The sequence below is a fragment of the Pseudoflavitalea sp. G-6-1-2 genome (assembly GCF_012927185.1).
Taxonomy (GTDB): Bacteria; Bacteroidota; Bacteroidia; order Chitinophagales; family Chitinophagaceae; genus Pseudobacter.
The window spans coordinates 272,605-285,973 of the sequence record NZ_JABBGB010000001.1 but is presented as its reverse complement, the minus strand read 5'-3'; the positions used below and the strand labels follow the sequence as shown (position 1 = coordinate 285,973).

Annotated in this window: 13 protein-coding genes; 10 read left to right on the top strand and 3 right to left on the bottom strand. The window is 46.8% G+C overall.

Going from position 1 to position 13,369, the window contains the following annotated elements:
• Window positions 1–9: 9 nt before the first annotated feature.
• The gene (locus tag HHL16_RS01095) at window positions 10–948 is read right to left on the bottom strand and encodes a tetratricopeptide repeat protein (RefSeq protein WP_169423296.1); all 939 of its coding nucleotides are present in this window, start codon (window positions 946–948) and stop codon (window positions 10–12) included.
• A gap of 66 nt (window positions 949–1,014) precedes the next feature.
• Between HHL16_RS01095 and HHL16_RS01090 the strand changes: the two genes are divergently transcribed.
• Window positions 1,015–1,398 carry a DUF4870 domain-containing protein gene (locus tag HHL16_RS01090; protein ID WP_169423295.1) on the top strand — a complete coding sequence of 128 codons (384 nt, stop codon included), beginning with the start codon at window positions 1,015–1,017 and terminating at the stop codon, window positions 1,396–1,398.
• Window position 1,399: 1 nt separating this feature from the next.
• Here HHL16_RS01090 and HHL16_RS01085 read toward each other — a convergent pair whose 3' ends face one another.
• Window positions 1,400–1,831, bottom strand: a complete 432-nt coding sequence (locus HHL16_RS01085) for a GNAT family N-acetyltransferase (protein WP_169423294.1) — start codon at window positions 1,829–1,831, stop codon at window positions 1,400–1,402.
• A 277-nt stretch (window positions 1,832–2,108) separates the two neighbouring features.
• Between HHL16_RS01085 and HHL16_RS01080 the strand changes: the two genes are divergently transcribed.
• The 3 genes from HHL16_RS01080 (at window position 2,109) to rnc (ending at window position 4,545) form a co-directional block, all read left to right on the top strand.
• A complete protein-coding gene (locus tag HHL16_RS01080) occupies window positions 2,109–2,345 on the top strand; it encodes an acyl carrier protein (protein WP_038103191.1) in 237 nt (78 codons plus the stop codon).
• A 110-nt stretch (window positions 2,346–2,455) separates the two neighbouring features.
• Window positions 2,456–3,709: a beta-ketoacyl-ACP synthase II gene (gene fabF, locus HHL16_RS01075; RefSeq protein ID WP_169423293.1), complete on the top strand. Its 1,254-nt coding sequence runs from the start codon at window positions 2,456–2,458 to the stop codon at window positions 3,707–3,709.
• A 104-nt stretch (window positions 3,710–3,813) separates the two neighbouring features.
• Window positions 3,814–4,545: a ribonuclease III gene (rnc, locus tag HHL16_RS01070; RefSeq protein ID WP_169423292.1), complete on the top strand. Its 732-nt coding sequence runs from the start codon at window positions 3,814–3,816 to the stop codon at window positions 4,543–4,545.
• Window positions 4,546–4,731: 186 nt separating this feature from the next.
• Here rnc and mce read toward each other — a convergent pair whose 3' ends face one another.
• A complete protein-coding gene (mce, locus tag HHL16_RS01065; RefSeq protein ID WP_169423291.1) occupies window positions 4,732–5,130 on the bottom strand; it encodes a methylmalonyl-CoA epimerase in 399 nt (132 codons plus the stop codon).
• A 99-nt stretch (window positions 5,131–5,229) separates the two neighbouring features.
• Here mce and HHL16_RS01060 point away from each other — a divergent pair, with 99 nt between their 5' ends.
• The 6 genes from HHL16_RS01060 (at window position 5,230) to HHL16_RS01035 (ending at window position 13,355) form a co-directional block, all read left to right on the top strand.
• Entirely contained in the window at window positions 5,230–6,366 is a 1,137-nt protein-coding gene (locus HHL16_RS01060; protein ID WP_240965707.1) for an IscS subfamily cysteine desulfurase, read from the top strand.
• A gap of 236 nt (window positions 6,367–6,602) precedes the next feature.
• Window positions 6,603–7,325 carry a gliding motility-associated ABC transporter permease subunit GldF gene (gene gldF / locus HHL16_RS01055; protein WP_169423290.1) on the top strand — a complete coding sequence of 241 codons (723 nt, stop codon included), beginning with the start codon at window positions 6,603–6,605 and terminating at the stop codon, window positions 7,323–7,325.
• Between the two features lie 21 nt (window positions 7,326–7,346).
• Window positions 7,347–9,044 carry a gliding motility-associated ABC transporter substrate-binding protein GldG gene (gldG, locus tag HHL16_RS01050; RefSeq protein WP_169423289.1) on the top strand — a complete coding sequence of 566 codons (1,698 nt, stop codon included), beginning with the start codon at window positions 7,347–7,349 and terminating at the stop codon, window positions 9,042–9,044.
• Window positions 9,045–9,074: 30 nt separating this feature from the next.
• Window positions 9,075–10,064: a TerC/Alx family metal homeostasis membrane protein gene (locus HHL16_RS01045; RefSeq protein ID WP_240965705.1), complete on the top strand. Its 990-nt coding sequence runs from the start codon at window positions 9,075–9,077 to the stop codon at window positions 10,062–10,064.
• Complete coding sequence (locus tag HHL16_RS01040; protein WP_169423288.1) at window positions 10,064–12,544, top strand: bifunctional UDP-N-acetylmuramoyl-tripeptide:D-alanyl-D-alanine ligase/alanine racemase; 2,481 nt, start codon at window positions 10,064–10,066, stop codon at window positions 12,542–12,544. The genes HHL16_RS01045 and HHL16_RS01040 overlap by 1 nt, the downstream gene beginning before the upstream one ends.
• Before the next feature lie 124 nt (window positions 12,545–12,668).
• Complete coding sequence (locus HHL16_RS01035; protein ID WP_169423287.1) at window positions 12,669–13,355, top strand: lipoprotein signal peptidase; 687 nt, start codon at window positions 12,669–12,671, stop codon at window positions 13,353–13,355.
• Window positions 13,356–13,369 lie beyond the last annotated feature (14 nt).

Genomic DNA, 13,369 nt, shown 5'->3' with positions numbered 1-13,369 from the left:
TAGTGAAACTTATTTCGCCTGCTTTTTCTGTTTCATGGCTTTGAGCCATGCCAGAAAAACCAATCCTAGCGCAGCAAGGGGAATAGCCCAGATGATGCTTGCCCACTGGAATTTTTCCTTCACTACTTTCTGTTCTGACTTCACTCCTCCAACTCTTGTTTCAATTGTTTTTTTCAGAGAAGAATCATAACTCAGTGCAAAGTTGTAGAACTGGTATGCATCATTTTTATTGCCGGTTTTGGCGATGATGTCTGCAAAGTCGAGTACCAGTTGACCGATTACCTTATTGGGCTTGTCTATGAATGAGATCCTTTCGTGCAACTGATACGCGAGTTGCACTTTCAGCGAATCTGCTTCCTGTGGAAATTTGTAAGTCTTATCGATCAGCCATCCCTGAAAATCCTTGATACCGAGGTTGATGATTTTGGTATAGTCGGGGCTGTCAGAAAGTTCTTGCTCCAGAATATTTACATGAATCCATTCTGAATGATAGTGTGATCCAGGATTCAGTGCCAGTGCCTTCTTCAGGAATTCAAGTGCTTTGGCATTGTTGCCATTGAGTTCGTATGCGGTACCGAGATTGGCAACTATATTGTATTCATTGGGATGTTGTTTATAGAGCTCTTCCAAAATCTGTAACCCCTCCTGTTTATCGCCAAGTTTGAGCTGCATGATTGCGTAGTCAGATTTTTCGCGATAGCTAAATTTGCTAATGTCTTTTCCGTTAACCCGCTCGAACTCAATGAACAGATTCAGATCGTCAGAAAAACCATGATGCCAGTATGGGAGTTTGTCTTTAGCCGGAGGGTTCAGAAAAAAAGAGAGCTTCAGCGAATCTCCTTCTCTGGGTAGATCGATCGTGGACGCATAAGGATTGATACAGGCAAAAGTAATTGAGCTGAAACTCAGTAGTATGGCGATGAAAATGATTCGAAGAGGGGTTGTCATATGCTGTAATTAATCTGGCAAAAGGCCGACAAATAAAGTATTAAATTGTACTAAATACCTTTAACCATGAGCACGCAAGATACAAATTCCATATTGGGAGATGCGGAAACTCCGCTCTCTGCTCCCACCAGTGAAGAAAAAACGATGGCATTGCTGTCGCATATTCTGGCCATTGTTCCCGGCGTTGGTTTCATTGCCCCGCTGGTGATCTGGCTGGTAAAAAAGAATGAGTCTGATTTTGTGGCTATCCACGCAAAAGAGTCGCTGAACTTTCAGATAACAGTGATCATTGCCTACATCATATCGGCCATTCTGGTGATTTTGCTGATCGGGCTGTTGTTGCTGTGGGTGATCGGAATTGTGAACCTGGTATTGGTGATTGTGGCCACGATACGCGCTTCGGAAGGCAAACTCTACCGCTATCCGATCAATATGCGACTGATCGGATAGATCAGAACAGGTCTTTTTCCATAATGAAATGGGGGATGGTAACTTCATCGAACTGATCGCCCTTTACGGAGTAGCCCAGTTTTTCATAAAAGCCTGTGGCTGAAACGCGGGCGTGCATGGTGAGCTTGCGGTAGCCCCGGTCGCGGGCAATATTTTCCGCAAAGGTCATGAGGGCCCTGCCGATGCCTTTTCCCTGGAGATTATTGAGTACGGCCATCTGGCGGAGACGGAGGGTATGCGTGTCTGCATGGATGAGCATACAGCATCCGAGCATCTTTTCTTCTTCAAAAGCAGCGATGAGAATTTCTTCTTTTTCGGATTCGAGTTCTTCGGGGGTAAAGGACAAACCGAGGGGTTTGCGCAGTATTTCGTTGCGCAGGTTAACCATCTGCTGGTATTCTGAAGAGCCGTGATCTATTATTTTGAGGGCCATACCTGGGAATTGGGTGATGTTACAGGTGTCTGCAATTTAAGGATTTACCCCTAAAAGTGCAGAAATTGAAGTATATAAAATTCTGCAATATTAGTTGGTTTGAATACAGTGGATTATCTTCGGCGCCGGCTTTCAGCAAGGGTTTGAGGATGGGACGCCGGATAGTACTACAAAACCGCGAAAGAACAAAATATTCACAGCATTAATTAAAAACCAGCGAATTGTTGTAGTAATCCCAAAATCTATATTTTTGCAGCCGTAACTAAACTTTACAAAAATGTCAGACATTGCAACAAGAGTAAAAAAGATTATTGTTGATAAGTTAGGTGTAGAAGAGGCAGAAGTTACCAATGAGGCTTCTTTCACCAATGATTTAGGTGCCGATTCTCTGGACACCGTAGAACTGATCATGGAATTTGAAAAAGAATTCAACATTTCAATTCCTGATGAGCAAGCTGAAACCATCACAACTGTTGGTCAGGCTATTGCTTACTTAGAAGAACATGCTAAGTAAACTGAAAACAGTTTCAGGTGCAATAAATTAAATCCGCTCTTCAATAGCTGGCAAGAAGGCTGCAGGAGCGGATTTGTTACTTAATTTAACTCCTCCGAGGAAATAGTCCTATGCAATTAAAACGAGTTGTTGTAACGGGTATTGGTGCATTAACACCCATTGGAAATAATTTACAGGAATACTGGAATGGTCTCATCAACGGCGTTTCAGGTGCTGATCTCATTACTTTATTTGATGCGTCGAAATTCAAGACTAAGTTCGCCTGTGAATTAAAGAACTTTGATCCGTTGCAATTTCTTGATAAAAAAGAAGCGCGTAAGCTGGACCGTTTTACGCAAACTGCACTCGTTGTAAGTGATCAGGCTGTAGAAGATGCAGGCCTGAAATCCGAAGGCATCAATGCAGATCGCGTGGGAGTGGTTTTCGCAAGCGGTATCGGTGGCCTCATCACTTTCCAGGAAGAAGTAACCACTTTTGCCCAGGGTGATGGTACACCTCGTTTCAATCCATTCTTCATCCCAAAGATGATTTTGGATATTGCTGCCGGACATATCTCTATGCGTCACGGTTTCCGTGGCCCTAACTTCGCTGTAGTGAGCGCCTGTGCATCTTCTACCAACGCTATCATGGAAGCATTCAACCTGATCCGCCTCGGCAAAGCCGATGTGATCCTCACAGGTGGTTCCGAAAGCGTTATCAGAGAAGCAGGTGTGGGTGGCTTCAATGCCATGAAAGCACTCAGCGAACGCAATGATGATCCCAAAACCGCCAGCCGCCCTTACGACAAAGACCGCGATGGTTTTGTAATGGGTGAAGGCGCAGGTCTGATTGTTCTCGAAGACCTCGATCATGCATTGGCGCGCGGAGCCAAGATCTACTGCGAAATCGCAGGAGCCGGCGCAACTGCCGATGCACACCACATTACCGCTCCGCACCCCGAAGGGCTCGGCGCCAAGAATGTGATGCTCTCTGCATTGGACGATGCCGGAATGAAACCATCAGACATCGATTACATCAACACCCACGGAACATCTACTCCACTGGGAGATATAGCCGAAGTAAAAGCTATCGTGGACGTGTTTGGCGAACATGCATACAACATGAATATCAGTTCCACCAAATCCATGACAGGTCACTGTCTCGGTGCCGCAGGTGTGATAGAGGCCATCGCCTGTATCCAAAGCGTGGTGAACAATATTGTGCCGCCAACCATCAACCACTTTACTGATGATCCCGAACTGGATCAACGCCTCAATTTCACTTTTGGAAAAGCCCAGCAACGTGAAGTGCGTGCTGCCCTCTCCAATACCTTCGGGTTTGGCGGGCATAATGCCTGTGTTATCGTGAAAAAGTACCCTGCCTAACCAACAGTGTACCCGACCATCTGCTTGCTGTTCCAGTGATACCATTTTGACCCGTACCCATGAATGATTTTTTGGCTTAATGAAAAAATTGTAGCTTAATAATTGTGGGACTCCTGGACCGATTTTTTGGCAAAGAGCACGATCTTTCTTTCAAAAAGAACCTTCGTAATGTACTGGGATTCGTTCCGGGAAAGCTTCCTTTGTATCAGGCCGCCCTTACACACAGATCTGTAAGGGATAGCGCCGACGAGAACAACGAACGATTGGAATATCTCGGCGATGCCATTCTCAGCGGCATCGTAGCAGACTATCTTTTCAAAAAATATCCCTACCGCGAAGAAGGGTTCCTCACCGAAATGCGCAGCAAAATGGTGAACAGGAACAAACTGAACGAGATCGCCATCAAAATGGGCCTCAAAAAAATCACCTTCTACAACAAGTTCGACAACTCACTCAAGATGAGCCAGATCTTCGGCAATACGCTCGAAGCCGTGGTAGGAGCCATTTACCTCGATAAAGGATTCGAAAAAACCAAGAAGTGGGTACTCGAATGCATCATCATCCCTCACCTTTACATGGAAGATCTCGAAAACCTGGAGATCAATCACAAGAACAAACTCTATGGATGGGCCAATAAGAACGGCAAGAACCTGGAGTTCGAAACGCTTGATGAAAGAATTGAAGGCGGACGCAGACTCTTCACCATCGGAGCTGTTGTAGATGGAGAACTGCTCGCAGAAGGAAAGGCATACAATAAAAAAGATGCCAGCCAGATTGCCGCAGCCATTGCTATCGACAAACTCGGACTGAACAAAACGGAGCACGACGAAGAATAATCAGCTGACTCTTTTCGGTTATCCCCTCAAACATACAAACACAAACGCCAGCATTAGCCAGATCCAGGTCTTTAGTCTGTTGGGTGGTCGCATGAACAATCGTTTTAATGTTGACCGATTACGCAGTTTCAATGTGAGATAAGCAGGCAGTTAGTTTTGACGCGAAGCATAAGGTACAATCATTTTTTATTTTTCCATGCACAATTCTATCAACACCCCGTTGGTATGTTTGGGATGAAGAAAGCAAACCAGCTTGTTATCAGCGCCTTCTTTCGGTTTTTCGTTGAGCAGCACAAATCCTTCCGCCACCAGTCTTTTCATCTCCGCTTCGATATCCGCCACTTCAAAGGCAATATGATGAATGCCTTCTCCTTTCTTCTCCACATACTTCGCAATCACACCTTCGGGTGAAGTGCTTTCGAGCAGCTCGATCTTCGTTTCTCCTTTCTGAAAGAATGCCGTATTCACTTTCTCACTGCTCACTTCTTCAGTTTTGTAGCAACTTGTATTCAGCAATTTTTCAAAAAGAGGAATGGAGTTCTGCAGGTCTTTTACGGCAATACCGATATGTTCTACTTTCAACATGGCTTTTGTTTTTGATGAGGCAATGCAGGTGCATTGTTGCGGGCCTAAAAATAGCTGCATTTGAACTAATTTTGACCATCATTGTTCAACTGAATTTTCATGATGCTTCAACTGCCGGTATATCTCGATTACAATGCTACCACGCCCTGCGATCCGCGCGTGGTGGAAGCCATGCTGCCCTGGTTCACCACCAGGTTCGGCAATGCAGCCAGCGCCACGCATTCGTTCGGATGGCAGGCAGCAGAAGCAGTACAGCTCGCACGCGAGCAGGTAGCCGCTCTGATCAATGCTGAGCCCGGTGAAATCATTTTCACATCGGGAGCTACCGAAGGCGATAATCTTGCGCTGAAAGGAGTGTATTCGATGTATGCAGGCAAGGGCAATCATATCATCACGGCCGTTACAGAACACAAGGCTGTGCTCGATACCTGCAAACACCTCGAAAAGAACGGCGCGCACATCACTTACCTGGGTGTGAATGCCGAAGGATTGATCGATCTGAAAGAACTGGAGTCTGCTATTCGTCATGATACCATTCTCATAGCCATCATGTATGCCAACAATGAGACGGGAGTAATTCAACCCATTCGTGAAATAGGGCAGATCGCAAAAAAGCACAACGTGATTTTCTTTTCAGATGCCACACAGGCTGTGGGCAAAATACCTGTAGATGTAGTGAAAGATGAGATCGATCTGCTCACGCTATCCGCGCATAAATTCTACGGACCGAAAGGCGCCGGAGCGATCTATGTAAGAAGAAAGAACCCGCGAGTAAAACTCACGCCGCAACTCGATGGGGGAGGTCACGAAAAAGGAGTGAGAAGCGGAACGCTCAATGTGCCCGGCATCGTTGGCCTCGGCAAAGCTGCATCCATTGCAGCAGCAGAGATGATGGCAGATGGCGAGCGACTCGCTGAACTCCGCAACAGGCTTGAGTTTGCGCTTGTCCAAAACAATAAGGTCGCTGTCAACGGATCGTGCATTCATCGGCTTCCGCATATCACCAATTGCTCTTTTCCCGATACAAACAGCGGTGTGCTGATGCGCAGTTTCAGCAAAGACCTTGCAGTTTCATCCGGATCTGCCTGCACATCGGCACTGATGGAGCCCAGCTATGTACTCAAGGCAATGGGTGTATCGGATGAGCTTGCATACGGATCCATCCGCTTCAGTCTCGGAAAATTCACTACCAGCGAAGAAATAAATTTTGTGATTGAAACGCTGAAAGGCGCGTAGAGAAAGGGTTTCAGCCGGCATTCAATTGCCGTAAAATAAAAACCCTCCGTGGGGAGGGTTTTCGCTTGCAGCAGGTTTTGGTTATACAGTTGAAAATAAACTCTTGATTCAATATCTTTTCCAACAACTTTTTGCGTTATTGGAGTGGGGTAACGAATATAAAGAATTAGATCATTCGATGCGCAAACAATTTCATCTTTTCTTAATTTATACTGATAATCCCTTATTTTCGTAATATGTGGCCCGTATGCAAAAAAGAGTTCCGGCAGTACTTCAGCAGCCTTACCGGATATATCGCAATAGTGGTATTTCTCTTACTCAACGGATTGTTTCTCTTTGTGTTCCCTGACTCTAATATCCTTGATTTTGGGTTTGCTACACTTGATAAATTTTTCGAATTAGCTCCCTGGATCCTCCTCCTGCTGATCCCTGCCATTACCATGCGCAGCTTTTCGGAAGAGTTCAAAACAGGTACATATGAAATTCTCCAGACCAGACCGCTTAGCCGTGGTAAACTGGTGCTTGGAAAATATCTCGGTTCACTCGGCGTTGTACTCATTGCGCTGGTGCCTACCATTATATATGTAGTGAGTGTGCAACAGCTTTCCTCCGAAGGAGGGCTCGACAGTGGCGGTACAATCGGCGCTTATATCGGACTGATTTTTCTCGCTGCGGTATTTGTTGCCATCGGTATCTGCTGTTCGAGTTTCACTTCCAATGCGGTAGTCGCATTCATCAGCGGTGCATTTTTCTGTTTCCTGTTATATAGCGGATTCAATGCCATCAGCAGAATTCCTGCACTGGAATCAGGCGCCGACTACTATGTTGAAATGCTGGGCATCGACTTTCATTACCGCAGCATCAGCCGTGGTGTGATCGACAGCCGCGATATTATTTATTTTCTGAGTGCCATTGCACTGCTGCTGGTATGTACCACAAGAAACCTGGTGAAGAGATAAGCAGACCCCCGAACAATGATTATGAAAAAACTACTTCAATCGAAATACTGGTGGCTGGCCTGCATTATATTGCTGGTAGCCATTAACTGGCTGGCATCATTCGTTCCGCTCAGGTTCGATCTCACGCAGGAAAAAAGATATACGCTTTCTCCCGCCACTAAGAAACTCATCCGATCGCTGGGCGATCGGGTAACCATTACCGTTTTTCTCGATGGAGAAATGCAGGCCGGTTTCAAAAAGCTTTCCAACAGCACCCGCGAAATGCTGAAAGAATTCAAAGAACTGAATGCATCCAATGTTCAGTTCGGTTTCACCAAACCTGCCGCTGAAGCGGGTTCTGGAGGCATCACTGCCGATTCGCTGCTGAAACTGGGACTGAAACCAACCAACGTGCGTGTACGCGCCAAAGCAGGTGAGTCGGAAGAGCAGCGCTATCTTTTCCCCGGAGCAATGATCACTTACGGCAACAGAGTGGAGACCGTTGATCTGCTGCAGGGGCAGGATATGACCGGCGGCATTCAATCGCTCAACAATGCAGAAGCACTGCTCGAATACAAATTCGCACATGCCATTCAAAAGATCACAGCCGGGCAGGTGCCTGTAATCGGGTACCTCGTAGGAAACGGAGAACCACTTAGCTACAACGTATACGATCTTATCGAACGCACACTGAAACCCAATTACGGATTTGGTTTTGTTCCCATCGACAGTGTGCCCGTAATTCCGCATGACTTCAATGCATTGATGATCGTAAAACCTACTCAGCCATTCACCGATGCACAGAAACTGAAACTCGATCAGTATGTGATGCAGGGAGGAAAGATATTCTGGCTGGTAGACAGGCTCTATGCAGAAATGGACAGCCTGATGCGCAAACAGAGTGATTTCGTGGCCTTCGACCGCGGCCTCAATATCGATGATCTGCTCTTCAAATACGGTGTTCGCATCAATGGAGATCTCGTTCAGGATCTTCAGTGCGATCAGCTTCCGATGGTTGTAGGCAACTATGGAGATAAGCCGCAGATGGATCTTCAGCCCTGGCAATATTTTCCGCTGGTGACTGCCAGCAACAACAATCCTATCTCAGGGAATATGGACAGGGTGCTGACCATATTCCCCAATTCAATAGACACCGTAAAAGCGCCGGGCATCCGCAAAACCGTGCTGCTGGCCAGTTCTGCCAATGCACGGAGCCTCAGCACACCGGCCATCGTTTCGCTCAACAGCGTAAAAACAGAAGATGATCTGAAGACTTTCAACCTCAAGCACCTGCCCATCGCAGTGTTGCTCGAAGGAAGATTCACTTCACTCTACACCAACCGGCTTTCGCAGGGAAGCATGGATACACTCGCGGGCATCTACAAACAACCTTTCCGCGCTGCCACTGCAGAAGAAAGTAAAATGATTGTGGCGTCTGACGGCGATATCGTTGCCAATGTAGTAACACAGAAAGAAGGCCCACTGCCTATGGGCTATAACCAGTTCACCAATTACCAGTATGCCAATAAAGATTTTCTGCTGAACAGCATCGAATACCTGGTGAATCCTACCGGCATTCTGGATACCCGTTCCAAGAGTTTTACGCTCAGAGTACTCGACCCCGCAGCTGTTGAAGAGAACAAAACGCTCTGGCAACTTATCAATATTGGTGTGCCGATCGGTCTCATTCTGGTATTCGGAGCCATCTGGCAGGCATTGCGCAGACGGAAGTACCGGTAACCACGCGGGGTTTCGGTCAACTACTTATCTTTGCAACCATTAATATATTACATGACTTCGGATCAGCTCACTTATCTCGTATTCGGTATCGTTATTGTTCTTGCCCTGGCATTCGACCTCGGATTGCTCAGTAAGAAAAATACACATATCACGCTCCGTAAAGCCCTTCTTCAAACTATTTTCTGGGTAACACTCGCACTTGGTTTCTTCGGATTCATGTGGGTGGAAGAAGGCCGCACAGTTGCGTTGGAATACCTGAGTGCGTATCTGATGGAGTGGAGCCTCAGCATCGATAATATATTCGTGTTCATTCTCATCTTCAATTTCTTTGGCGTTAAAGACAGGTTCTATGCGCGCGTACTGCTCATCGGTATTCTGATGGCCATTGTGTTCCGCGTTATCTTCATCACCATTGGCATTGAACTGGTGGAAAGATTCAGCTGGTTGCTATATGTGTTCGGAGGCATACTCGTATACACAGGTTTCAAGATGTTCACGGCAAAACACGATGATGAAGTGAACCTGCAGGAGAACCGCGTGTACAAGATGCTGAAGAAATTTCTGCCCCTCACTCCGCAGGATGGCGATGGCAAATGGACCATGCGCATCGACGGAAAAAAATATTACACCAGTCTTTTTGTTGTGGTGATAATGCTCGCCACTACCGATATCATTTTCGCGGTGGATTCCATCCCCGCTGTATTCGCCATTTCACAGAACCATCTGGTGATCTATACCTCCAACATCTTTGCGGTGCTGGGTCTCAGATCGCTGTTCTTCCTGCTGAAAGGGGCCATCAACAAATTCGGCCACCTGCAACAGGGCATCGCATTCGTATTGATCTTCATCGGCGCTAAAATGCTGGTGACCTTCTTTGATATTCATGTACCAATCCTTATTTCACTGCTGGTGATAGTGATGAGCGTTACGCTCAGTATCGTTTATTCTATCTCAGTGGCCAGAAAAGAAACTGCTGAAGAGACTATTGAGGAACATTCACCCGATAAGGACCTTCATTAATGCAATACTTTATTGAAAATATCGCTTCGGTTGTACGCGGAACCATCTTGCAGGAACGCAGAAACGACCGGATCGATCAGCTATTGACAGACAGCCGCAGGCTGATCTTCCCAAAGACATCATTATTCTTTGCGCTCAAAGGCCCGCGCCGCGACGGGCATACTTATATCGACTACCTCTATCACAAAGGCGTTCGCAATTTTGTGGTGAGCAAACAGGTTGAACTGTCTGCTTATCCCGATGCCAATTTCATTCTCGTTTACGATGCACTGCATGCATTGCAGCTGCTGTCTGCATTTCATCGCAGCCGCTTTACCATTCCGGTTATCGGCATCACGGGCAGCAATGGAAAAACCATTGTGAAAGAATGGCTGAATCAGTTGCTCGAAACACGCTACACCATTATCCGCAGTCCCAAGAGTTACAACTCGCAGATCGGTGTTCCGCTCAGCGTTTGGCCGATGAACGAGTCGCATGAGCTGGCCATCTTCGAGGCTGGGATCTCAGGACGCGGGGAGATGGAAAAACTGGAATCCATCATTCATCCTTCCATCGGCATACTCACCAATATCGGTGAAGCACATAGCGAAGGATTTGCTTCTTCGGAAGAAAAGCTGCGCGAGAAATTGCAGCTCTTCAAAAATGCAAAGACCCTCATTTATCGCAATGATCAGGATCTGGTGCATGATGCCGTTCAGCAATTGCAGCAGCAATCGGGTGTACAATTGTTTGGATGGGGAGGAAGAAAAGACGGGCAGGTTCATATCAACGGCATTGAAAGATCTGCACACAATACCATCCTCACTATTCAGTACAAAGGCAACACGCAAACTGTATCTATTCCGTTCACGGATAATGCCAGTATCGAAAATGCCATGCATTGCTGGTGCACTGCATTGCTGCTTGAGCAGGATATGCAGCAGATGCAACAGCAATTGCTGCTACTCACGCGCGTAGCCATGCGCCTCGAAATGAAAACAGGCATCAACAACTGCACCATCATCAACGACAGCTACAGCGCGGATCTCAGCTCATTTACCATTGCGTTGGACTTTATGTCGCAACAGGCGCAACATGCAAAACGCACCGTAATTCTCACCGACATACCGGAGAGCGGAAAGCAGGAACAGGAGCTTTACACCGAAGTTGCCGCAGCCATGCAGCAACGGAAAGTGAATCGTCTCATTGGCATTGGCGAACTGATCCGCCATCATCGCGTTATATTCGAAGCAGCGGGCATCGAAGAAATGATCTTCTTCCCCACAGTAGATGCATTCAGAAAAGATTTTAGTCATATTCAGTTCAGAGACGAAACGATATTGCTGAAAGGCGCCCGCGTGTTTGAGCTCGAAGAGATCGATCGCCTGCTGGAGCAGAAAGTGCATCAGACCGTACTGGAAATAGATCTGAATGCAGTTACCTGGAACCTCAAACAATACCAGCAATTGCTTCGTCCCGAAACAAAACTGATGGCCATGGTGAAAGCATTTTCCTATGGCAGCGGCAGTTTCGAAGTAGCCAATGTGCTGCAATACCATAAGATCGATTACCTCGCAGTTGCCTACGCAGATGAAGGAGTGGAGTTGCGCAAAGGCGGTATCAATCTGCCGGTGATGGTGATGAATGTAGACCCTTCCACATTCGATGTGCTGGTGCAATACAATCTGGAGCCCGATATTTATGCGCCCGAACTGCTGCACGCATTCGAAGCTTATCTGAAACGCGAAGGCATTCAGCAATTTCCGGTTCACATAGAATTGGAAACAGGCATGAACCGTCTCGGCTTTTCAGAATCGCAATTGCCGGTACTGCTGGAATCGTTGCGTGGCGGGCAGTTCAAAGTGCAGAGTGTGTTCAGCCATCTTGCAGCTAGTGAAGATGCTCAACAGGATGCCTATACGAAATGGCAGGGCGAACGCTTTATGCGCATGGTGAGCCAGTTGCAGCAAATTCTTCCCTATTCATTCATTCGTCATATTTCCAATACAGCGGGCATCAGTCGCCATCCCGATCTGCAACTCGATATGGTTCGGTTAGGCATCGGGTTATACGGGGTGGACAGCGGCGCCAGCAATCAACTTTCTTTGCAGGAAGTAAGCACACTCAAAAGTACCATCGCTCAGATCAAACACCTGAATGAAGGTGAAACGGTAAGCTACGGCCGCAAAGGTGTGGTAACCCGCAAAACCACGATCGCAACAGTGCGGATCGGGTATGCCGATGGTTATCCCCGCAGCCTCAGCAATGGCGTGGGAAAGGTTTGGGTAAACGGTCATCTTGCACCTGTAATGGGTGTTGTATGTATGGATATGACCATGATCGACATTACAGATATTCCTCAAGTGGCCGTAGGGGACGAGGTGGTGCTCTTCGGAAAACAGCTGCCGGTAGAGCAGGTTGCCCACTGGGCGCAGACTATACCGTATCAGATGCTCACTTCTGTTTCGCAACGCGTGAAGAGACTCTACTTCCAGGATTAAACAGACCGGCAAAACTGCCCTTTAACAAAACTTTTTATCCGTAATTCGACACTTCGAGCCTGCTTTTGCACTGGGAACTCCGGTCGATAACTATTATCTTTGATTTCCTAAAATACTAAGTGCAGTGAAGATCAGAACAGTAGCATTAACAATCCTGGCGATCATCTTTATAGATCAGGCTTTAAAGATTTGGGTCAAAACAAGTATGACCTATGGCTGGAATGGTCAGATTCATTTATTTGGCAATTGGTTCCGTCTCTTCTTCATCGAAAATGAAGGAATGGCCTGGGGATGGAAATTCGGTGGCGAATTCGGAAAGATTGCCCTCACCCTTTTCAGACTGGTGGCTGTGATCTTCGGTGTATTCTACATCAGAAATATTGTTCGTAAAAAATACCATCGCGGGTTTATCATCTGTGTGGCCATGATCTTCGCAGGCGCATTGGGTAACCTCATCGATTCCATGTTCTACGGCCTGATCTTTTCTGGCAGCAGCGAAGGATTGCCAAATGCAGTGCTGTTCCCTCCCGGAGGCGGATACGCAAGTTTTCTGCATGGCAAAGTGGTAGACATGCTGTATGTGCCCATCATCGAAAACAAAACCATGCCCAGCTGGATCCCTATCTGGGGCGGAGAAACATTCACTTTCTTTTCTCCCATTTTCAATATCGCTGATGCCTCCATCTCTGTTGGTGTAATTGTGATTCTGCTGTTCCAGCGCAGGTTCTTCAAAAAGCATCCTGAAACAGAACAACAGCAACAACAGGCTACCGATCAGCTGAATCCAAACGATACCGTTCAGATCTCTTAACCAGATCTGATCTA

Excerpts from the sequence above, each read along its gene's own strand:
- HHL16_RS01095 (WP_169423296.1), bottom strand. The coding sequence starts at position 948 with ATGACAACCCCTCTTCGAATCATTTTCATCGCCATACTACTGAGTTTC.
- gldG (WP_169423289.1), top strand. The coding sequence starts at position 7,347 with ATGAAAAAACTACTTCAATCGAAATACTGGTGGCTGGCCTGCATTATA.
- HHL16_RS01040 (WP_169423288.1), top strand. The coding sequence starts at position 10,064 with ATGCAATACTTTATTGAAAATATCGCTTCGGTTGTACGCGGAACCATC.
- HHL16_RS01080 (WP_038103191.1), top strand. The coding sequence starts at position 2,109 with ATGTCAGACATTGCAACAAGAGTAAAAAAGATTATTGTTGATAAGTTA.
- HHL16_RS01060 (WP_240965707.1), top strand. The coding sequence starts at position 5,230 with ATGATGCTTCAACTGCCGGTATATCTCGATTACAATGCTACCACGCCC.
- mce (WP_169423291.1), bottom strand. The coding sequence starts at position 5,130 with ATGTTGAAAGTAGAACATATCGGTATTGCCGTAAAAGACCTGCAGAAC.
- fabF (WP_169423293.1), top strand. The coding sequence starts at position 2,456 with ATGCAATTAAAACGAGTTGTTGTAACGGGTATTGGTGCATTAACACCC.
- HHL16_RS01090 (WP_169423295.1), top strand. The coding sequence starts at position 1,015 with ATGAGCACGCAAGATACAAATTCCATATTGGGAGATGCGGAAACTCCG.
- HHL16_RS01085 (WP_169423294.1), bottom strand. The coding sequence starts at position 1,831 with ATGGCCCTCAAAATAATAGATCACGGCTCTTCAGAATACCAGCAGATG.
- gldF (WP_169423290.1), top strand. The coding sequence starts at position 6,603 with ATGTGGCCCGTATGCAAAAAAGAGTTCCGGCAGTACTTCAGCAGCCTT.